The 19,492-nt window shown below is 70.1% G+C and carries 18 protein-coding genes and 1 riboswitch; of the genes, 14 read left to right on the top strand and 4 right to left on the bottom strand.

The genetic code is table 11. The features are described from left to right. Positions 1–21 precede the first annotated feature (21 nt). On the bottom strand, positions 22–1,410 hold the full coding sequence (locus ACFYU9_RS10240) for a cysteine desulfurase/sulfurtransferase TusA family protein (protein WP_389205383.1): 1,389 nt from the start codon (positions 1,408–1,410) through the stop codon (positions 22–24). A gap of 291 nt (positions 1,411–1,701) precedes the next feature. On the opposite strand from ACFYU9_RS10240, the gene coxB reads away from it, so the two are divergent. The 4 genes from coxB (at position 1,702) to ACFYU9_RS10260 (ending at position 6,183) form a co-directional block, all read left to right on the top strand. Then, complete coding sequence (gene coxB / locus ACFYU9_RS10245; RefSeq protein WP_389205381.1) at positions 1,702–2,667, top strand: cytochrome c oxidase subunit II; 966 nt, start codon at positions 1,702–1,704, stop codon at positions 2,665–2,667. Continuing rightward, a complete protein-coding gene (ctaD, locus tag ACFYU9_RS10250) occupies positions 2,664–4,400 on the top strand; it encodes a cytochrome c oxidase subunit I (protein WP_389205379.1) in 1,737 nt (578 codons plus the stop codon). Before coxB ends, ctaD begins: the two co-directional genes overlap by 4 nt. After that, positions 4,397–4,795 (top strand): cytochrome c oxidase subunit 4, encoded by a 399-nt coding sequence (locus tag ACFYU9_RS10255; protein ID WP_389205377.1) that lies wholly within the window; start codon positions 4,397–4,399, stop codon positions 4,793–4,795. Before ctaD ends, ACFYU9_RS10255 begins: the two co-directional genes overlap by 4 nt. Positions 4,796–4,923: 128 nt before the next feature. Further along, positions 4,924–6,183, top strand: a complete 1,260-nt coding sequence (locus tag ACFYU9_RS10260) for an Ig-like domain-containing protein (RefSeq protein WP_389205375.1) — start codon at positions 4,924–4,926, stop codon at positions 6,181–6,183. A 34-nt stretch (positions 6,184–6,217) separates the two neighbouring features. Here ACFYU9_RS10260 and ACFYU9_RS10265 read toward each other — a convergent pair whose 3' ends face one another. Next, positions 6,218–6,619 carry a hypothetical protein gene (locus tag ACFYU9_RS10265; protein ID WP_389344086.1) on the bottom strand — a complete coding sequence of 134 codons (402 nt, stop codon included), beginning with the start codon at positions 6,617–6,619 and terminating at the stop codon, positions 6,218–6,220. 187 nt (positions 6,620–6,806) lie between these two features. Between ACFYU9_RS10265 and ACFYU9_RS10270 the strand changes: the two genes are divergently transcribed. From ACFYU9_RS10270 to ACFYU9_RS10295, 6 genes are all read left to right on the top strand, one after another. Continuing rightward, positions 6,807–7,427 carry a heme-copper oxidase subunit III gene (locus tag ACFYU9_RS10270; RefSeq protein ID WP_389205371.1) on the top strand — a complete coding sequence of 207 codons (621 nt, stop codon included), beginning with the start codon at positions 6,807–6,809 and terminating at the stop codon, positions 7,425–7,427. 73 nt (positions 7,428–7,500) lie between these two features. Further along, complete coding sequence (locus ACFYU9_RS10275; protein ID WP_389205369.1) at positions 7,501–8,310, top strand: c-type cytochrome; 810 nt, start codon at positions 7,501–7,503, stop codon at positions 8,308–8,310. Continuing rightward, the gene (locus tag ACFYU9_RS10280) at positions 8,307–9,359 is read left to right on the top strand and encodes a Rieske 2Fe-2S domain-containing protein (protein WP_389205367.1); all 1,053 of its coding nucleotides are present in this window, start codon (positions 8,307–8,309) and stop codon (positions 9,357–9,359) included. Before ACFYU9_RS10275 ends, ACFYU9_RS10280 begins: the two co-directional genes overlap by 4 nt. Next, positions 9,356–10,981 carry a cytochrome bc complex cytochrome b subunit gene (locus tag ACFYU9_RS10285; protein ID WP_389205365.1) on the top strand — a complete coding sequence of 542 codons (1,626 nt, stop codon included), beginning with the start codon at positions 9,356–9,358 and terminating at the stop codon, positions 10,979–10,981. Before ACFYU9_RS10280 ends, ACFYU9_RS10285 begins: the two co-directional genes overlap by 4 nt. A gap of 156 nt (positions 10,982–11,137) precedes the next feature. After that, positions 11,138–12,202 carry an anthranilate phosphoribosyltransferase gene (gene trpD, locus ACFYU9_RS10290; RefSeq protein WP_389344088.1) on the top strand — a complete coding sequence of 355 codons (1,065 nt, stop codon included), beginning with the start codon at positions 11,138–11,140 and terminating at the stop codon, positions 12,200–12,202. 87 nt (positions 12,203–12,289) lie between these two features. Next, positions 12,290–12,405, top strand: a riboswitch (SAM riboswitch). Positions 12,406–12,596: 191 nt separating this feature from the next. Beyond that, positions 12,597–13,988 (top strand): aminotransferase class V-fold PLP-dependent enzyme, encoded by a 1,392-nt coding sequence (locus ACFYU9_RS10295; protein WP_389344090.1) that lies wholly within the window; start codon positions 12,597–12,599, stop codon positions 13,986–13,988. A 79-nt stretch (positions 13,989–14,067) separates the two neighbouring features. Here the strand turns inward: ACFYU9_RS10295 and ACFYU9_RS10300 are convergent, their stop codons facing one another. Together ACFYU9_RS10300 and ACFYU9_RS10305 are read right to left on the bottom strand one after the other, a co-directional pair. Then, positions 14,068–14,349 (bottom strand): Lrp/AsnC family transcriptional regulator, encoded by a 282-nt coding sequence (locus ACFYU9_RS10300; RefSeq protein WP_389205359.1) that lies wholly within the window; start codon positions 14,347–14,349, stop codon positions 14,068–14,070. Positions 14,350–14,403: 54 nt separating this feature from the next. Beyond that, positions 14,404–15,132 (bottom strand): rhomboid family intramembrane serine protease, encoded by a 729-nt coding sequence (locus ACFYU9_RS10305; RefSeq protein WP_389344092.1) that lies wholly within the window; start codon positions 15,130–15,132, stop codon positions 14,404–14,406. A gap of 176 nt (positions 15,133–15,308) precedes the next feature. Here ACFYU9_RS10305 and ACFYU9_RS10310 point away from each other — a divergent pair, with 176 nt between their 5' ends. The 4 genes from ACFYU9_RS10310 (at position 15,309) to ACFYU9_RS10325 (ending at position 19,485) form a co-directional block, all read left to right on the top strand. Then, entirely contained in the window at positions 15,309–15,551 is a 243-nt protein-coding gene (locus tag ACFYU9_RS10310) for a hypothetical protein (protein ID WP_389205354.1), read from the top strand. Positions 15,552–15,613: 62 nt separating this feature from the next. Next, entirely contained in the window at positions 15,614–16,990 is a 1,377-nt protein-coding gene (locus ACFYU9_RS10315) for an NYN domain-containing protein (protein WP_389344160.1), read from the top strand. A gap of 256 nt (positions 16,991–17,246) precedes the next feature. Next, on the top strand, positions 17,247–18,275 hold the full coding sequence (locus ACFYU9_RS10320) for an NlpC/P60 family protein (RefSeq protein ID WP_389205352.1): 1,029 nt from the start codon (positions 17,247–17,249) through the stop codon (positions 18,273–18,275). Positions 18,276–18,471: 196 nt separating this feature from the next. Then, entirely contained in the window at positions 18,472–19,485 is a 1,014-nt protein-coding gene (locus tag ACFYU9_RS10325) for an NlpC/P60 family protein (protein ID WP_389205350.1), read from the top strand. The last annotated feature ends 7 nt before the right edge of the window (positions 19,486–19,492 follow it).

The raw sequence follows: 19,492 nt of genomic DNA on the forward strand, positions 1-19,492 counted from the left end.
CGCCCCGGGGCTCCCGCGCGTTCAGGACACACGCCGCACCACGTACGCCGTCCCGCCCTTCGGCGACGGCTCCTCGCCCACGTACTCCTGCCCCCGCATCTCGCACCACGCCGGGATGTCCAGGCGCGCCGCCCCGTCGTCCGAGAGGACGGTGACCGTGCCGCCCACCGGGACGTCGCCGATCACCTTGGCGAGCTCGATGACCGGGATCGGGCAGCGCCGGCCGAGGGCGTCGACCACGAGGGTGCCGGCCGCCGCCACCGGAGGTGAGGTCATCGCCGCCGGGACGCCGAGCCGCTCGCGCACCGAGGACACCACACCCGGCAGGACGGCCAGGAAGCGGTCCACGTCCTCCTCCGCCGTGCCCGCCGGCAGCGACACCCGGACGTTGCCCTCGCTCAGCACGCCCATCGCGCGCAGCACATGGCTGGGCGTCAGCGTCGAACTCGTGCACGAAGAACCGGACGAAACGGAGAAACCCGCCCGGTCCAGCTCGGCCAGCAGCGTCTCCCCGTCGACATAGAGACAGGAGAACGTGACGAGGTGGGGCAGCCGGCGCACCGGATCGCCCACCACCTCCACGTCCCCCACCAGTTCCGGCACCCGTGCCCGGATCCGGTCCACCAGCACCCGCAGCCGCGCCGACTCGGCCGCGGCCTGTGCCCGCACCGCCCGCAGCGAGGCCGCCGCCGCCACGATCGCCGGCAGGTTCTCGAAGCCCGGCGCGCGCCCCGACTCCCGTTCGTCCGACGGGCCTTGCGGCGCGAACCGGACCCCCTTGCGCACCGCGAGCAGCCCGACGCCCGCCGGACCGCCCCACTTGTGCGCGCTCGCCGCGAGCAGCGACCAGCCCTCCGGCACCGGCCCCCAGCCCAGCGACTGCGCCGCGTCCACCAGCAGCGGCACCTGTGCCGCCCGGCAGGCCGCCGCCACCTCGGCCACCGGCTGCTCCGTGCCCACCTCGTGGTTGGCGGACTGCAGACAGGCGAGGGCGGTGCGGGAGTCGAGCGCCGCCGCGAAGACCTCCGGGTCCACCGCGCCCGAGCGCCCCACCGGCACCTCGGTCACCGTCCCGCCCGCCGCCGCGTGCGCCTCGCCGGCGTGCAGCACGGAGGAGTGCTCGACCGCCGACACCACGAGCCGGTCCCCGGCCCGCCGGCGCCCGGCGAGCGCCCCGGCGACGCCCGCGTGAACCGCGCGCGTCCCCGAAGGAGTGAACACGAGCTCGTCGGGCCGGCAGCCGACCGCCTCCGCCGCCGCCTCCCGCGCCGCGTCGAGCAGCATCCGGGCCCGCCGCCCCTCCCGGTAGAGCCGGGCCGGATCGGCCCAGCCCTCGTCCAGGGCGGCGAGCAGCGCCTGACGGGCGACGGGGTGCAGCGGAGCCGCCGATGCGGCGTCGAAGTACGGCATCCCGTCACGCTATCCCCGCCCGGGCGACTGGCCGTCAGAAGCCCCGCCCGTGCGGCCCGTACGCCGCCGAACGGCCCCCTGGTACCCGCCTCCAACACGCCGGAGTCCACCCCTTCGGGGGCTCGGACGGCGCGTTGGGCACCCTCCCCGCGCGACCCCAAATAGCGTCCAGTAGGGTTTGGTCCGCATAAACATCCAAACCCCTGCCCGCGGCCGGGGCGGCGACCGACCAGCGAGACGGACGGCCGTGGCAGCCGACCTCGCGGGCCGAGACTCTCGGGAAGGCGCTACGTGAGTCCCAACGGCTCCGACCGCTCGTCGCGGCGCCCGATGCGGCGGAAGCTGCCGCAGGTGCTGACTGCGGGCCTGATCCTGGCGACAGCCACCGGCTGCTCGTACAACTGGAAAGACTTCCCCCGCCTTGGCATGCCCACCCCGGTGACGGAAGAGGCTCCGCGGATCCTCTCCCTGTGGCAGGGTTCCTGGGCCGCCGCGCTCGTCACCGGCATCCTGGTGTGGGGCCTGATCATCTGGGCCACCATCTTCCACCGGCGCAGCCGCACCAAGGTCGAGGTACCTCCGCAGACCCGTTACAACATGCCCATCGAGGCGCTGTACACGGTCACGCCGCTCATCATCGTGTCGGTGCTCTTCTACTTCACCGCGCGCGACGAGTCCAAGCTCCTCGAGCTCACCCCGAAGCCGGCACACACGGTCAACGTGGTCGGCTACCAGTGGAGCTGGGGCTTCAACTACATCGAGAACGTTCCCGGTGTGACCGGTGACGCCAAGAAGGACAAGAACCTCTCGGCGATCCCGGACAAGTTCCAGAACGATTTCCCGGACAGCGCGGGCGGCGTCTACGACGCCGGCATCCCCGGCACCCGGAACCCGCAGACCGGCAACCCGGGCCCGACCCTGTGGCTGCCGAAGGGCGAGAAGGTCCGGTTCGTCCTGACCTCGCGTGACGTCATCCACTCCTTCTGGGTGGTGCCCTTCCTGATGAAGCAGGACGTCATCCCGGGTCACACCAACTCCTTCGAGGTCACCCCGACCCAGGAGGGCACGTTCCTCGGCAAGTGCGCCGAGCTGTGCGGTGTCGACCACTCCCGGATGCTCTTCAACGTCAAGGTGGTCTCCCCGGAGCGCTACCAGGCGCACCTGAAGGAGCTCGCGGCGAAGGGGCAGACCGGCTACATCCCGTCGGGCATCGAGCAGACGGACCCGGCTCGGAATGCGGAGAAGAAGTCGCTGTGAGCATTCTCAACGAACCCCATGGGGCGGCCGCGGCTGAGGACTCGTACGAGAACGAGCTCCCGGTCAGCCGCAAGCAGCCCGGCAACGTCGTGGTCAAGTGGCTCACCACCACCGACCACAAGACGATCGGCACGATGTACCTGCTGACGTCGTTCGTGTTCTTCATCATCGGCGGCATCATGGCGCTCTTCATGCGCGCCGAGCTGGCCCGTCCGGGCACGCAGATCATGTCGAACGAGCAGTTCAACCAGGCGTTCACGATGCACGGCACGATCATGCTGCTGATGTTCGCGACGCCGCTGTTCGCCGGTTTCGCGAACTGGATCATGCCGCTGCAGATCGGCGCGCCCGACGTGGCGTTCCCGCGGCTGAACATGTTCGCCTACTGGCTGTACCTCTTCGGCTCGATCATCGCCGTCGCCGGCTTCCTCACCCCGCAGGGTGCCGCCGACTTCGGCTGGTTCGCCTACTCCCCGCTGTCGGACGCCGTCCGCTCGCCGGGTGTCGGCGCCGACATGTGGATCATGGGTCTGGCCTTCTCCGGCTTCGGCACGATCCTCGGCTCGGTCAACTTCATCACCACGATCATCTGCATGCGCGCTCCGGGCATGACGATGTTCCGCATGCCGATCTTCACCTGGAACGTGCTGCTGACCGGTGTCCTGGTCCTGCTCGCCTTCCCGGTCCTGGCGGCCGCGCTGTTCGCCCTGGAGGCGGACCGCAAGTTCGGTGCCCACGTCTTCGACGCGGCCAACGGCGGCGCACTGCTCTGGCAGCACCTCTTCTGGTTCTTCGGACACCCAGAGGTGTACATCATCGCCTTGCCCTTCTTCGGCATCATCTCCGAGGTCATCCCGGTCTTCAGCCGCAAGCCGATGTTCGGCTACATCGGTCTGGTGGCCGCGACCATCGCGATCGCCGGTCTGTCCGTGACCGTGTGGGCGCACCACATGTACGTCACCGGTGGCGTGCTCCTCCCGTTCTTCTCCTTCATGACGTTCCTCATCGCCGTTCCGACCGGCGTGAAGTTCTTCAACTGGATCGGAACGATGTGGAAGGGCTCGCTGTCCTTCGAGACCCCGATGCTCTGGGCCGTCGGCTTCCTGGTCACCTTCACCTTCGGTGGTCTGACCGGCGTCATCCTGGCCTCGCCCCCGATGGACTTCCACGTCTCCGACTCGTACTTCGTCGTGGCGCACTTCCACTACGTGATCTTCGGCACCGTGGTCTTCGCGATGTTCTCCGGCTTCCACTTCTGGTGGCCGAAGTTCACCGGCAAGATGCTGGACGAGCGCCTCGGCAAGATGACCTTCTGGACGCTGTTCGTGGGCTTCCACGGCACGTTCCTGGTGCAGCACTGGCTGGGTGCCGAGGGCATGCCGCGTCGTTACGCGGACTACCTCGCCGCCGACGGCTTCACCACGCTGAACACGATCTCGACGATCTCGTCGTTCCTGCTCGGCCTGTCGATGCTGCCGTTCTTCTACAACGTGTGGAAGACCGCCAAGTACGGCAAGAAGATCGAGGTCGACGACCCGTGGGGCTACGGCCGTTCGCTCGAGTGGGCGACGTCCTGCCCGCCGCCGCGGCACAACTTCCTCACCCTGCCGCGGATCCGTTCCGAATCCCCGGCGTTCGACCTGCACCACCCTGAGATCTCGGCTCTCGACCAGCTCGAGAACAAGCCTCACGAGGTGGCGGCCCTCAGCGGCGGCAAGGAGGCCGGCAAGTGAAGATCCAGGGCAAGATGTTCATCTGGCTGAGCGTCTTCGTCCTCGCCATGGCGATCGTCTATGGCGTGTGGTCGAAGGAGCCGGTCGGTACGACGGCGCTGTTCCTGGCGTTCGGCCTCTGCATCATGATCGGCTACTACCTGGCCTTCACGGCCCGGCGGGTCGACGCCATGGCGCAGGACGACAAGGAGGCCGACGTCGCGGACGAGGCCGGCGAGGTGGGCTTCTTCGCCCCCCACAGCTGGCAGCCGCTCTCGCTGGCCATCGGCGGTGCGCTCGCGTTCCTCGCCATCGCGATGGGCTGGTGGCTGCTGTACTTCTCGGCGCCGCTGATCCTCGTCGGCATCTGGGGCTGGGTCTTCGAGTTCTACCGCGGTGAGAACCAGAACCAGTAGCAGGCAGCAGCACGAGCAGGACCCCGCAACACCCCGAGGGGCCCGGTCACTTCGCTTCGGAAGTGACCGGGCCCCTCGTTTGCTCCGCTCGGCGCGCCGGGCGCGGGGATTGTTCTTAACGTGAAGTCATGAACGACACGCCGCGCATTCGGACTGTTCTGAGCTGCACCCTTCTGGCCCTCACCGTCACCGCCGGTGCCACCGCGTGTGCGGGCTCCGAGGACCATCCGCTGTCGGCGAGGCCCTACGACGCGTCCGACGAGATCGCCTTCAACGCCCCCGGCGGCGGGAAGAAGGCGGACCCCGACAAGCCCCTGGAGATCACCGCCAAGGCCGACGACGGGCGGATCACCGACGTCACCGCCACCGACGAGACCGGACACCACCTGGCCGGCGAACTCAGCGCCGACGGCCGCAGATGGCGCTCCACGGCCGCTCTCGCGGCCGGCGCGCGCTACACCGTCCAGGTGGCCACCGAGGACGCGGACGGCGCTCCAGGGACCCGTACGTTCACGTTCGAGACGGCACCGGCCAAACGGGCCCTCACCGTCGCGTTCGGCCCCGAGGCGGGCAAGTACGGCGTCGGGCAGCCGATCACGGCCGAGCTGAGCGTCCCGGTCAAGGACAAGGCGGCCCGCGCCGTCGTCGAACGGGCGCTCAAGGTCCGCTCCACGCCCGCCGTCGAGGGCGCCTGGTACTGGGTGGACGACAAGGAACTGCACTTCCGTCCGAAGGAGTACTGGCCCACCGGCGCCACCGTCACCGCCACCGGCAACCTCGACGGCCTGAAGGTCGGCGACAAGCTCTACGGCGGCGCGTCCAAGCCGCTCACGCTCACCATCGGCGACCGCATCGAGGCGACCGCGGACGCGAGCGAGCACCAGATGACGGTGAAGCGGAACGGAGAAGTGATCAACACCATTCCGGTGACCACCGGAAAACCGGGCTTCTCCACCCGAAACGGCATCAAGGTGGTGCTCGGCAAGGAGTACTACGTCCGGATGCGGGGCACCAGCATCGGCATCTCCGAGGGCAGCTCCGACTCGTACGACCTGCCCGTCTACTACGCCACCCGGGTGACCTGGAGCGGCGAGTACGTGCACGCCGCCCCCTGGTCGGTGGGCTCCCAGGGCGTCGCCAACGTCAGCCACGGCTGTGTCGGCATGTCGACCGACAACGCCGCCTGGTTCTACGAGACCGTCCGCCCCGGCGACATCGTCCAGGTCGTCAACAGCGAGGGCGAGATGATGGACCCGTTCGGCAACGGCTTCGGCGACTGGAACGTCTCCTGGGCCAAGTGGCGCAAGGGCAGCGCCCTGGTGACGGACGGCGGCTCGGACCCCGGCGCCACCGAGGACGCCAAGGCCCGCCTGCGGCCCTCCCTCTAGCCCCTGCGGGCGCCCCGCGCGCCCACAGGCCTTCCTAGGCGTCCACGGACAGCCGTGAGCGCAGCAGACCCGCCAGCGACGCCGCGAACTCCACCGGTTCCACCGGAAGGGTGATCGCGGCGTCCGCGCGGCTCCAGGTGGCCAGCCAGGCGTCCTGCGGACGGCCGATCAGCAGCAGGACGGGAGGGCAGTGGAACACCTCGTCCTTGATCTGCCGGCACACGCCCATGCCGCCGGCCGGCACCGCCTCGCCGTCCAGCACGCACACGTCGATGCCGCCCCGGTCCAGCTCCTCCAGGACCGCCGGCAGCGTCGCGCACTCGACGAACTCGACCGGGGGAACATCGGTGGCGGGCCTGCGCCCGGCCGCCAGACGCACCTGCGCCCGGGTGTTGGCGTCGTCGGAGTAGACCAGGACCGTGGCGCTCGACTGCATCGTTCCTCCGTGAAGGTGGTCGGCCGTTGCGCGGATGCTACTCCGGTCCACACCTCGTCAACACCCGTTCAACACCTGTTCGAAGGGTGTCGGAACCCCGCCGCGATGGGCCGTTCGGGCAGGACACGCGGCCCGGACACTCCGAACGGCACCCCCCGGAGTGAGGGCGGGATAAGCGACCGACATAATGTCGGTCGTGGCGACAGTAACGACAGTAGAAACCGGGCACGCGCACCCGTCGGTCAATCGACCGAACCTCACCAGCGTCGGAACCATCATCTGGCTGAGTTCCGAGCTGATGTTCTTCGCGGCCCTCTTCGCGATGTACTTCACCCTGCGATCCGTGATGGGTCCGGAGTTCTGGGCGGAAAAGGCTCATGCCTTGAACCTCCCGTTCTCCGCGACGAACACCACGATCCTGGTGCTCTCCTCCCTCACCTGTCAGCTCGGCGTCTTCGCCGCCGAGCGGGGCGACGTGAAGAAGCTCCGGACGTGGTTCATCATCACCTTCGTGATGGGCGCGATCTTCATTGGCGGCCAGGTCTTCGAGTACACCGAGCTGGTCAAGAAGGACGGCCTCTCGCTGTCCTCGGACCCGTACGGCACGGTGTTCTACCTGACCACCGGCTTCCACGGCCTGCACGTGACGGGCGGTCTCATCGCCTTCCTGCTGGTCCTCGGCCGGACGTACGCCGCCAAGAGGTTCACTCACGAGCAGGCAACCGCCGCCATCGTCGTGTCCTACTACTGGCACTTCGTCGATGTCGTCTGGATCGGCCTCTTCGCCACGATCTACTTGATCAAGTAATCGGGCTCCGCCCTCCGGGCGGAGACACATCCAGCAAGCATCGACGCAGAAGATCCTGACACCGGGGTAATCCGTGAAAAAGCTCTCCGCACGACGACGCCATCCGCTGGCGGCGGTCGTCGTCCTACTTCTCGCGCTGGCGGCAACTGGGGGGCTGTACGCCGCGTTCGCGCCCGCGGGCACGGCCAAGGCCGATGACACCGCCCAGTCCCTCGCCATCGAGGAGGGCAAGAAGCTCTACTCCGTCGGCTGCGCCAGCTGCCACGGAACCGGCGGTCAGGGCACCTCTGACGGCCCGTCCCTGGTCGGCGTGGGTTCGGCGGCGGTGGACTTCCAGGTCGGCACCGGCCGTATGCCCGCCCAGCAGCCGGGCGCCCAGGTCCCGAGGAAGAAGGTCATCTACACGCAGGCTCAGATCGACCAGCTTGCGGCGTACGTCGCCTCTCTCGGCGCCGGCCCGATCGCGCCGAAGGAAAGCCAGTACAGCCCTGACGGCGCCGACATCGCCAAGGGTGGCGAGCTGTTCCGCAGCAACTGCGCCCAGTGCCACAACTTCACCGGCGAGGGCGGCGCGCTGACCTACGGCAAGTACGCACCCTCCCTCGAGGGCGTGGACCCGAAGCACCTCTACGAGGCCATGCAGACCGGCCCGCAGAACATGCCCTCCTTCCCCGACACCACGATGCCGGAGAAGCAGAAGAAGGACATCATCGCCTACGTCCAGGCCGTCAACAGCGACAAGGCCGACAACCCGGGTGGTCTCAAGCTCGGTGGCCTCGGCCCCGTCAGCGAGGGTCTGTTCGCGTGGGTCTTCGGCCTGGGCGCGCTGATCGCAGTTGCCATCTGGGTCGCGGCCCACACCGCTAAGGCCAAGAAGTCATGAGTACCCAAGAGAATCCAGAAGAGAACCTGCCGACCGTGCAGGACACCGCGCACGGCGCGGTGAAGGTCGCCGACGACCCGTTCGCCGACCCGGGCCTTCCGCCCCACAAGCCGCGCATCCAGGACATCGACGAGCGGGCCGCCCGCCGGTCCGAGCGTGCGGTCGCCTTCATGTTCGCGCTGTCGATGCTGGCCACGATCGGCTTCATCGCCTCGTACGTGATCTTCCCGGTCGACCAGATCGTGTACATCTGGCCGCTCGGCCGGGTGTCCTCGCTCAACTTCGCGCTGGGTCTGACCCTCGGTGCGGCGCTGTTCTTCATCGGCGCGGGCGCGGTCCACTGGGCCCGCACCCTGATGTCCGACGTCGAGATCGCCGACGAGCGTCACCCGATGGCGGCGTCGCCCGAGGTCAAGGCGAAGGTCATGGCGGACTTCGCGGCCGGTGCCGCCGAGTCCGGCTTCGGCCGCCGCAAGCTGATCCGCAACACGCTCTTCGGAGCGATGGCGATGGTTCCGCTGTCCGGCATCGTCCTGCTGCGTGACATGGGTCCGCTGCCCGAGGAGAAGCTCCGCAGCACGCTGTGGTCCAAGGGCAAGCAGCTCATCAACATGAACACGCACGAGCCGCTGCGTCCCGAGGACGTCGCGGTGGGTTCGCTGACCTTCGCGATGCCCGAGGGCCTCTCGGAGCACGACGAGCACTTCCAGACCCAGATCGCCAAGGCCGCCCTGATGATCGTCCGGATCCAGCCGGACGACATCAAGGACAAGCGCGAGCTCGAGTGGTCTCACGAGGGCATCGTCGCCTTCTCGAAGATCTGCACCCACGTCGGCTGCCCGATCTCGCTGTACGAGCAGCAGACGCACCACGTGCTCTGCCCGTGCCACCAGTCCACCTTCGACCTGTCCGACGGCGCCCGCGTCATCTTCGGCCCGGCCGGCCACGCCCTGCCGCAGCTGCGGATCGGCGTGAACGACAAGGGTTACCTCGAGGCGCTCAGCGACTTCGAAGAGCCCGTCGGTCCTGCCTTCTGGGAGCGCGGATGAGCACCGTGACCAACACGCGTAAGCAGGCGCCCCGCGGTGAGCGGATCGCCGACTGGGCCGACGGACGCCTGGGGATCTACACGCTGGCCAAGGCCAACATGCGGAAGATCTTCCCGGACCACTGGTCCTTCATGCTGGGCGAGGTCTGCCTCTACAGCTTCCTCATCATCATCCTGACCGGTGTCTACCTGACGCTGTTCTTCCACCCGTCTATGAACGAGGTGGAGTACATGGGGCCCTACGTCCCGCTCCAGGGTCAGCTGATGTCCGAGGCGTTCAACTCGACCATGCACATCTCCTTCGAGGTGCGCGGTGGTCTGCTGATCCGGCAGATCCACCACTGGGCGGCGCTGATCTTCCTCGCCGGCATGTTCGTGCACATGATGCGCGTCTTCTTCACCGGCGCGTTCCGCAAGCCGCGTGAGATCAACTGGCTGTTCGGCTTCCTGCTGTTCTTCCTGGGCATGTTCACCGGCTTCACCGGTTACTCGCTCCCGGACGACCTGCTCTCCGGCACCGGTGTCCGCTTCATGCAGGGCGCGATCCTGTCCGTGCCGATCGTCGGCACGTACATCTCGATGTTCCTGTTCGGCGGCGAGTTCCCGGGCGGCGACTTCGTCGCGCGCTTCTACTCGGCGCACATCCTGCTGCTCCCGGGCATCATGCTCGGCCTGGTGGTCGCGCACCTCATCCTGGTGTTCGTCCACAAGCACACCCAGTTCGAGGGCCCCGGCCGCACGAACAAGAACGTCGTCGGCATGCCGCTGCTGCCGGTCTACATGGCGAAGGCCGGAGGCTTCTTCTTCCTGGTCTTCGGTGTGATCGCGGTCGTCGCGGCCATCGCCTCGATCAACCCGATCTGGGCCATCGGCCCGTACCGGCCGGACCAGGTGTCCACCGGCGCCCAGCCCGACTGGTACATGGGCTTCGCCGAGGGTCTGATCCGTGTCATGCCGGGCTGGGAGATCAACCTGTGGGGCCACACGCTGGTCCTCGGCGTGATGATCCCGCTGGCGATCTTCCCGCTGGTCCTCGCGGCCATCGCGGTGTACCCGTTCATCGAGTCGTGGATCACCGGCGACAAGCGCGAGCACCACATCGCGCAGCGCCCGCGCAACGCTCCGACGCGCACCGCCTTCGGTGTCGCCTGGATCACCGCGTACATGGTCATGCTCGTGGGTGGTGGAAACGACCTCTGGGCGACCCACTTCCACCTGTCGCTGAACTCGATCACCTGGTTCGTCCGGATCTTCTTCTTCCTCGGCCCGGTCATCGCGTTCATCGTCACCAAGCGGATCTGCCTCGGCCTCCAGCGCCGGGACAAGGACAAGGTGCTGCACGGACGCGAGTCCGGCATCATCAAGCGCCTGCCGCACGGTGAGTTCGTCGAGGTCCACACGCCGCTCAGCCAGGGTCAGCGCTACAAGCTCACGGCGCACGAGCAGTACGAGCCGGCCGCGCTGCCGCCGGCCGTCGACGAGAACGGTGTGGAGCGCAAGGTCGGCCGCATGGAGAAGCTCCGGGTCAAGCTGAACCGGGGTTACTACGGCGGCGACAGCCAGGTCGCCAAGCCCACCGTCGAGGAGTTCAAGGAGATCGAGAGCGGCCACGGCCACCACTGATCACCGCTGACCTCCTGACCCAGGTCGCCACGGCGAGAGCCCCGTCCATTCGATGGACGGGGCTCTTTGCCGTCACCGCGGCTCGATAGGGTGAGTCCATCACCTATTGCGTGCGCCGTAGGTCATAGGTCGTGGACCAGAAGCCCTGGAGCTGTCATGAGTGCTGTGAACCCCGCTGGAGGCGACACCGCGGCGGGCCGCTCCTGGCCCGTCCTGCTGAACGGACTCCTCGAAGGCCGGAACCTGTCCGCCGACGACACCGCCTGGGCGATGGACCTGATCATGCGCGGCGAGGCGACCGACGCGCAGATCGCCGGGTTCATGGTGGCCCTGCGGGCCAAGGGGGAGACGGTCGAGGAGATCACCGGCCTCGTCCGGACCATGTACGCGCACGCCAACGTCATCGAGGTGCCCGGCCCGGCCGTCGACATCGTCGGCACCGGCGGCGACGGCGCCAAGACGGTGAACATCTCCACCATGGCGTCGATCGTGGTGGCCGGCACCGGCGTGAAGGTCGTCAAGCACGGCAACCGCGCCGCGTCCTCCGCCTCCGGCTCCTCCGACGTGCTGGAGAAGCTCGGCATCAACCTCGACCTCACCCCGCAGCGGGTCGCCGAGGTCGCCGGGGAAGCCGGCATCACCATCTGCTTCGCGGTGAAGTTCCACCCCTCGCTGCGGCACGTGGCCACCGCCCGCGGCCAGCTCGGCATCCGGACCACCTTCAACGTGCTCGGTCCGCTGACCAACCCGGCGAAGGTACGGGCCCAGGCCGTCGGCGTCGCCGACCCGCGGATGGCGCCGATCGTGGCCGGCGTGCTCGCCCAGCGCGGCAACTCGGCCCTGGTCTTCCGCGGTGACGACGGCCTGGACGAGCTGACCACCACCGGCACCTCCCGGGTGTGGGTGGTCAGGGACGGCGCGGTGCGCGAGGAGCGCTTCGACCCGCGCGACGTCGGCATCGAGACGGTGACCCTGGACGCGCTGCGCGGCGGCGACCCGTCGTACAACGCCGACGTCGCCCGGCGGCTGCTCGCCGGCGAGACCGGGCCGGTGCGCGACGCCGTGCTGCTCAACGCGGCGGCGGCGCTGACCGCGCTCGCGCCCGGCGAGGGCACCCTCGCGGAGCAGCTGTCCGCCGGCATCGCGAAGGCCGCCGAGTCCGTCGACTCCGGCGCCGCCCGGCGGTCCCTGGAGCGCTGGATCGCCGCCAGCAACGCCTGACGTCGTATGAACGGACTGTTGCGACCCCGTCCCGGATGCCGGGACGGGGTTGCGGCGTCGTGATCGTCTGGCATAGGTTTTTCAACAGGTCATGAGTGACAGCTACAAGCCCCGGCTGGCTGTCCGGCAACCCTCCGTCCGTGGCGGGGTGCCCCGGGTGAAGACCAGGCCGTACGTGCAGAAGCCTGCGGCAAGCGCGGACCCCTGCGCACCACCCTGGGGTCCTTGGTCCTCTAGGGAGCGGTGTCTCGTGAGCAAGCGAATGCGTTAGGGCCCCTCGGCCCCTCATCGGATCAACACCCGTCCGCGGCACACCTTTCCGCGCCCTCGCGCGCTGCCGCCCCACGGGCCTCGTACGCCTTTTCGCGCCCTTTTCGTCCCGGGAGACTCCGCTATGTCCGCACGCCCGAACGCCGCCGTCGCCACCGCCGCCGCCACCGAGTCCGAGCCCTGCTGCGACGCCCCGCTGCCCGTCCTCGGCCGCGACGTCACCGTCCCGCTCGTCACCGGCGGCGAGGTCACCTACGCGGCGCTCGACTACGCCGCCAGCGCCCCGGCCCTGCAGCGCGTCTGGGACGACGTCGCCGCCTACGCCCCGTACTACGGCAGCGTCCACCGCGGCGCCGGCTACCTCTCCCAGCTCTCCACCGACCTCTTCGAGAACAGCCGCGCAACCGTCGCCGAGTTCCTCGACTGCCGCCCCGGCGACCAGGTCGTCTTCACCCGCTCCACCACCGACTCGCTCAACCTGCTCGCCCAGGTCGTCCCCGCCGACTGCCGGGTCTTCGTCTTCGAGACCGAGCACCACGCCTCGCTCCTCCCGTGGCGCGATGCCCAGGTGACCTACCTCGACGCGCCGCGCACCCCGCGCCAGGCCGTCGAGATCCTGGAGCGGGCGCTCGCCGGCCGAGAGCCCTACGGCCCGGCCCTGGTCTGCGTGACCGGCGCCTCCAACGTCACGGGCGAGCTGTGGCCGGTACGCGAACTCGCCGCCGCCGCCCACGCGCACGGCGCCCGGATCGTCCTGGACGCCGCCCAGCTCGCGCCCCACCACCCCGTCTCCGTGCGGGAGTTGGACGTCGACTGGGTCGCGTTCTCCGGGCACAAGCTGTACGCGCCGTTCGGCTCCGGCGTGCTCGCCGGCCGGGCCGACTGGCTCCAGGACGCCGAGCCCTACCTCGCGGGCGGCGGCGCCTCCCGCAAGGTGGCCCGCCGGGCCGACGGTGGTGTGGACGTGGAGTGGCACACCACCGCGGCCCGGCACGAGGCCGGCTCGCCCAACGTCATCGGCGTCTACGCCATCGCCGCCGCCTGCAAGGCGCTCACCGACGCCGGCTTCGACCGCCTCGTCGCCCGCGAGAAGCACCTGATCGCCACCGTGCGTGCGGGCCTGGCCGAGGTCCCCGAGGTCCGGGTGCTCTCCCTCTTCGGCGACGACGCCGACCGCGTCGGCGTGATCTCCTTCGTCGTCGACGGCTGGAACAGCTCCCACTTCGCCGCCGCGCTCTCCGCCGAGTACGGCATCGGCGTCCGCGACGGCCTGTTCTGCGCCCATCCGCTGGTGCGCACCCTGCTCGGCAGCGACCCGCAGGACCCGGGCGAGTGCGGCGCCCCCGAGGCGGCGCCCGGCGAGAGGTCCCTCAACGCCATTCGCGTCAGCTTCGGCGCGGGCACGCCCGACGAGCACGTCGAGCGCTTCGTCGGCGCGGTGAAGGAACTGGTCCGCGACGGCGCCCAGTGGAAGTACCGCACCGAGGACGGCCGCTGCGTCCCGGACCGCGGCTGACCGCGGGGGCTCTGATCCCTCATACGGGTGAAGCCGGCCTCCCGCGGGGGAGAGGCCGGCTTCAGCTGCTTTCAGCCGCCTACGACTCCAGCCCGATGGCGAAGGCCGCGTCCAGGTCGTTCTGCGAGTAGGCGCGGAACGCGACGTGCGTGTCGGTGCCCTCGACGCCCGGGATCTTGGAGATCTGGCCGGGGATGACGTCGGCCAGGTCGTCGTGCCGGCCCACCCGGACCATGGCGATCAGGTCGTACGTGCCGGTGACGGAGAAGACCTCGCTGACGCAGTCGATCGCGGCGATCTCCTCGGCGATCTCCGGGATGCGGTCCACGCTGGTCTTGATGAGCACGATCGCGGTGATCACGGCTGGCTTTCTCCCTCAATGGCCGCGGCTGATGGCTTCACTCTAGCCCGCCCGTCACCCGCCACCACCCTTCCAGCGAATCGCTTCGCGAGCCCCTCTCCTCACCCTGTACCGCGCCCACGCGTAGAGGAAGCCGAGCGCGAAGCCGATCACGTGCGCCAGGTACGCCACCCCCGGCCCCGCCCCCGCCGAGCGCGCCGCCAGCCACTGGAGCACGAACCAGAAGATCAGCACGATCCAGGCGGGGAAGCGCAGCGGCAGGAAGAAGAGGAACGGGAACAGGCTGGTCACGCGGGAGCGCGGGAAGAGACAGAGGAACGCCCCGAGCACCCCCGAGATCGCCCCCGACGCCCCCACCAGCGTCTGCTCGCTGTCCGCGTGCGCCGCCGCGTACCCGAGCAGCGCGACGTAGCCGCAGCCCAGATAGAACAGGCCGAACTCGGCCGCGCCCATCCGTTCCTCGGCCATCGCCCCGAACACGTACAGGAACAGCATGTTCCCGAGCAGGTGCAGCCAGCTGCCGTGCACGAAGAGCGCGGTCAGCGGGGTGAGCAGGGCGCCCGGCCGGCCCGCCGTCAGCTCGGCCGGGATCACTCCCCAGCGCTGGAAGTACGCGCCCTGCGCCGCGAGCAGCCCGTCGCCCGTGCCGTAGCCGGGGTTCAGGCCCGACACCGGGCTCAGCGCGAAGAGCAGCCCGCAGGCGGCGATGATTCCGTACGTCACGGTCGGTCCGTTGCGGGCGCCCCGCCACGCGTCGAGGGCCGCGCTCCGCCAGTCGATCATGGACAGATCATGGCGTACCGGGGCCCACCTGGACAGAGTGCCTCGCCGTGACACGGGGTACCCGGGAGGCCGTAGGGTTACGGGCAGTACCCCCGCAGTTCGACGGCGCACCGCGGGCCCGTAATGCCTCGTATAAAGCCTCACACTGAGCCTCGTACGGAAAGAGGACGGCAACGATGACGACGGTTCCCCTGCCGACCGCCGAGACCCGCTGGCGCTGCACCCTGTGCGGCAATCTGACCCGCTTCGACGTGACGCGCTCGTCCAAGGTCGTCGAATACGTCCATCTGGACCTCGCCGGAGACCCGAAGGTCGAGGAGCGCGAGGTGGTCAGTGAGACCATCGAGTCGGTCCGCTGCCGGTGGTGCAACGCGGTGGACCAGATCGAACTGGTGGACAGGCCGGGCGCCGCTTCCTGAGAAGCGGCCCGGCGAGGGCTTCGGAGCCCCGGCGAGGGCGACGGACAGGGAGAGGGTGACGGATCGTGGAGCAGCCCGCGCGCGGTGATGAACCGGCGGGCGGCGGCCCGGCAGGCGACGCTGCCGCCGAGGCGCTCGACCGACCGCTTCCCGAGGCCGTACGGCGCAAGGTGGTCGCGCTCGTGGCCGACGCCTTCGGCGGTCTGACCGTCGGCGAGCTGCCCGCGCCGCTGCGCCAGTACGCCCGCTTCACGGCCTCCCGGCGGGCCAAGTTCGCCGGGAACGCGATGGCCGCCGCCCTGGAGAGCGACCCGCTGTTCCGGCAGCGGATCGGCGAACGCTTCAAGGAGGCGCAGCCCGAACTGGCCGGCGCCGTCGAGTCCGGCGCCCCGCCCGCCGCCGCCGATCCGGTCGACGTGGCCGCGGCCGCCTATGTGCTGCGCCCGGCCGGCTGGGGCAAGCTCGTCGCCGCCGCCGGCGAGGAGGCCGAGCGCGCCGACGCCGAGCGCGCCGACGAGCTGAGCCGGCGTGAGCTGGAGCGGCTGCGCGAGGAGGTCGTGGCAGCCAAGGACCGCTCCAGGATCGAGACCGAGCAGCTGCGGCACGACCTGGAGGCCGCCCGCAAGGAAGCGGAATCGCTTCAGCGCAAGCTGCGCAGCGCCCAGAGCGACGTCAAGCGCGGCGAGGCGGCGCTGCGCCGGGTGCGGGCCGAGATCGACGCCGTTCGCACCGAGGCCGCCGCCCAGGTGTCCGCCGCCGAGAGCGAGACCCGGCGGCTCAAGGCCCGGCTCGGCGAGGCCGAGGCCGCCCTGGAGGCCAGCCGGCGGGCCGCCCGCGAGGGCCGCTCGGTGGAGGACATGCGGCTGCGGCTGCTCCTGGACACCGTGCTCGACGCCGCGCAGGGCCTGCGCCGCGAACTCGCCCTGCCGCCGGTGTCGGTGCATCCGGCGGACACCGTGGACGCCGTGGAGCCCGGCCGGATGTCGCCGAAGGACATCGCGGCCCGCGCGCTGTCCGAGACCGACCCGGCGCTCCTCGACCAGCTGCTCGAACTGCCGCAGGCGCACCTGGTGGTGGACGGCTACAACGTCACCAAGACCGGCTATCCGACGATGCCGCTGGAGAAGCAGCGGCTGCGGCTGCTCGGCGGTCTGTCCGCGCTCGCGGCCCGCTCGGGCGCCGAGATCACCTGTGTCTTCGACGGTGCCGAGCTGGCCGCGCCGGTGCTGCTCGCGCCGCCGCGCGGCGTGCGCGTGCTGTTCTCCAAGCCCGGTGTCACGGCGGACGAGTTGATCCGCCAGCTGGTCCGGGCGGAGCCGCCGGGCCGTCCGGTGGTCGTGGTGTCCACCGACCGGGAGGTGGCCGACGGGGTCGCCAAGTCCGGTGCGCGGCCGGTCGCGTCCGCCTTGTTGCTGAAGCGGCTTTCGCGCCTCTCGTAACTCCTTGCCGGTTCTGCCTGTTGCGTCCGATTTCTGATCCGCGCAGGGTCAACTGACCATTACTGCCCGTGCGATGTCGGTAAATAAGTTGTGGCGTGAGGCAGATTTTGACCCTTGGGATTTGAACTGATCACAAGATGGTCACTAGGGTCGGGGCTCGAACCTACGCGCGGTCGATCATCCATCCGGGGTGTCAGCGTTGGTACCGCCTGCCGTTGACCGGTCGGGCGGCTCGAGGAAGAAGGAGCTCGCCCCCGTGGCGTCCCACCGTCGTCCCAAGCAGCCGAGCCGCACCCGTGTGACCGTGCTCACCGCGACCGCCGCAGCGGCCGTCGCGCTCTCCGCCCAGTCCGGTGCCCAGGCGGCCCCGAAGCCGAAGATCGACGAGGTCAAGGCCAAGGTCCACACCCTCAACGAAGAGGCCGAGGTCGCCACCGAGCAGTACAACCAGGCCAACGAGCGCCGGGAGACGCTGCAGAAGGAGATCAGCGCCCTCCAGGACAAGGTGGCCCGCGGCCAGCAGGAGCTCAACACCCTGCGCGACCAGATCGGTTCGGTCGCCACCGCGCAGTACCGCTCCGGCGGCATCGACCCGGCGCTCCAGCTCTTCCTCTCCGCCGACCCGGACACCTACCTCGACAAGGCGTCCGCGATCGACCAGATCGGCGCCAAGCAGGCCGACGTGCTGGCCACCATCCAGGCCAAGCAGCGCACCCTCGCCCAGGAGCGGACCGAGGCGGCGACCAAGCTCGCCGACCTCGAGGACGTCCGCAAGACCCTCGGCGAGAAGAAGAAGCAGTTCCAGGGCAAGCTCGCCGAGGCGCGCACCCTGCTCAACACGCTGACCGCCGCCGAGCGCGCCAAGATGCAGCAGGACGAGCAGCGCGCCAGCCGCGGCGCCGCCGACCGCGTCGACCTCGGCAACGAGGTGCCGGCCTCGCAGCGCGGCGCCGCCGCCCTCAACGCCGCCGCCACGCAGCTCGGCAAGCCGTACGTCTCCGGCGCCGAGGGCCCCAACTCGTACGACTGCTCCGGCCTGACCATGTGGTCCTACCGCCAGGCCGGCGTCGGCATCACCCGCACCACCTACACCCAGCAGAACGACGGCGTGAAGATCGGCCGCAGCCAGCTCAAGCCGGGCGACCTGGTCTTCTTCAACAACCTGGCGCACGTCGGCCTCTACGCGGGCAACGGCCAGGTCCTGCACGCCCCGCACTCGGGCGCGGTGGTCCGCTACGAATCGATGAGCACCATCGGCAGCTTCATGTTCGGCGTCCGTATCTGACGTACCCCGCACCTTCGGTGACACGCCCTCCGAACGGGTGGTTTGCCGGAACCCCGACTGACGTGACGCCCCGCCGGTGACCTTTGGTCCCACGGCGGGGCGTCATTTTGTGTGCCCGGCGGCCTCGTTGGAGGGGGCGGCGCGAGCGGCTACTGTCTGGCGCTGCCAGTCCGACCAGCCGAACGGAGCGCGATCCGTGTCGTCCCACCGACGACCCGCCAGGGTCACCGTCCTCACCGCAGCCGCGGCCACCGCGGCCACGGCCCTCGGTGCCGTACCCGCGCACGCCGACCCGGGCGGCAACCCGCCGCAGACCACCCGCGCCACCGTCGACCGGCTCTTCGAGGAGGCCGAGCGGGCCACCGAGGGCTACAACCGGGCCGACGAGAAGGCCGGCCGGCTGCGCCGCACGGTCTCCCAGGCCCAGGACCGGCTCGCCCGCGGCCAGGAACGGATCAACCGGATGCGCGGCGCGCTCGGTTCGGCCGCCGGCGCCCAGTACCGCTCCGGCGGCATCGACCCGGCCCTCGCCCTGCTGCTCTCCGCCGACCCGGACACCTACCTCGAACGCGCCTCCGTGCTCGACCGGGTCACCGCCCGGCAGAGCGCCGCCCTCGACGAACTCCGCGGCGAACTGCGCGAACTGGCGCAGGAACGAACCGAGGCCGGCCGCGCCCTCGCCGAACTGGAGCGCAGCCGCGCCGACGTGGCCCGCCACAAGCGCACCGTGGAGCGCAAGCTCGCCGAGGCCCGCCGCGTCCTCGCCTCGCTCTCGCCGGACGAGCGGGCCGGCTACGACCGCGCCTCCCGCTCCGGCCGCGACGCCCTCGACGAGCAGCTGCCGCCGCTTCCCGACCTCGGCCCCTCGCGCGCCGCCGCCGCGGTGGTCGCCGCGCGCAGCGCGATCGGCAGGCCGTACGTGTGGGGCGCCGCCGGGCCGTCCGCCTTCGACTGCTCGGGCCTGATGGTCTGGTCGTACCGCCAGGCCGGCATCGCCCTGCCCCGCACCTCCCAGGCCCAGCGCAACGCCGGCCGCCGGATCCCGCTCTCCCAGGCCCAGCCCGGTGACCTCGTCACCTACCGCAGCGACGCCAGCCACGTGGCGATCTACGCCGGCAACGGCCAGGTCATCCACGCCCCCTACCCGGGCGCCCGGGTCCGCTACGACCCGGTGAACATGATGTCCCACGTGACGGTGACCCGGGTCTGATCGCCGG

It is taken from the genome of Streptomyces sp. NPDC004327 (genome assembly GCF_042873935.1).
In the GTDB taxonomy this organism is placed as follows: Bacteria; Actinomycetota; Actinomycetes; order Streptomycetales; family Streptomycetaceae; genus Streptomyces.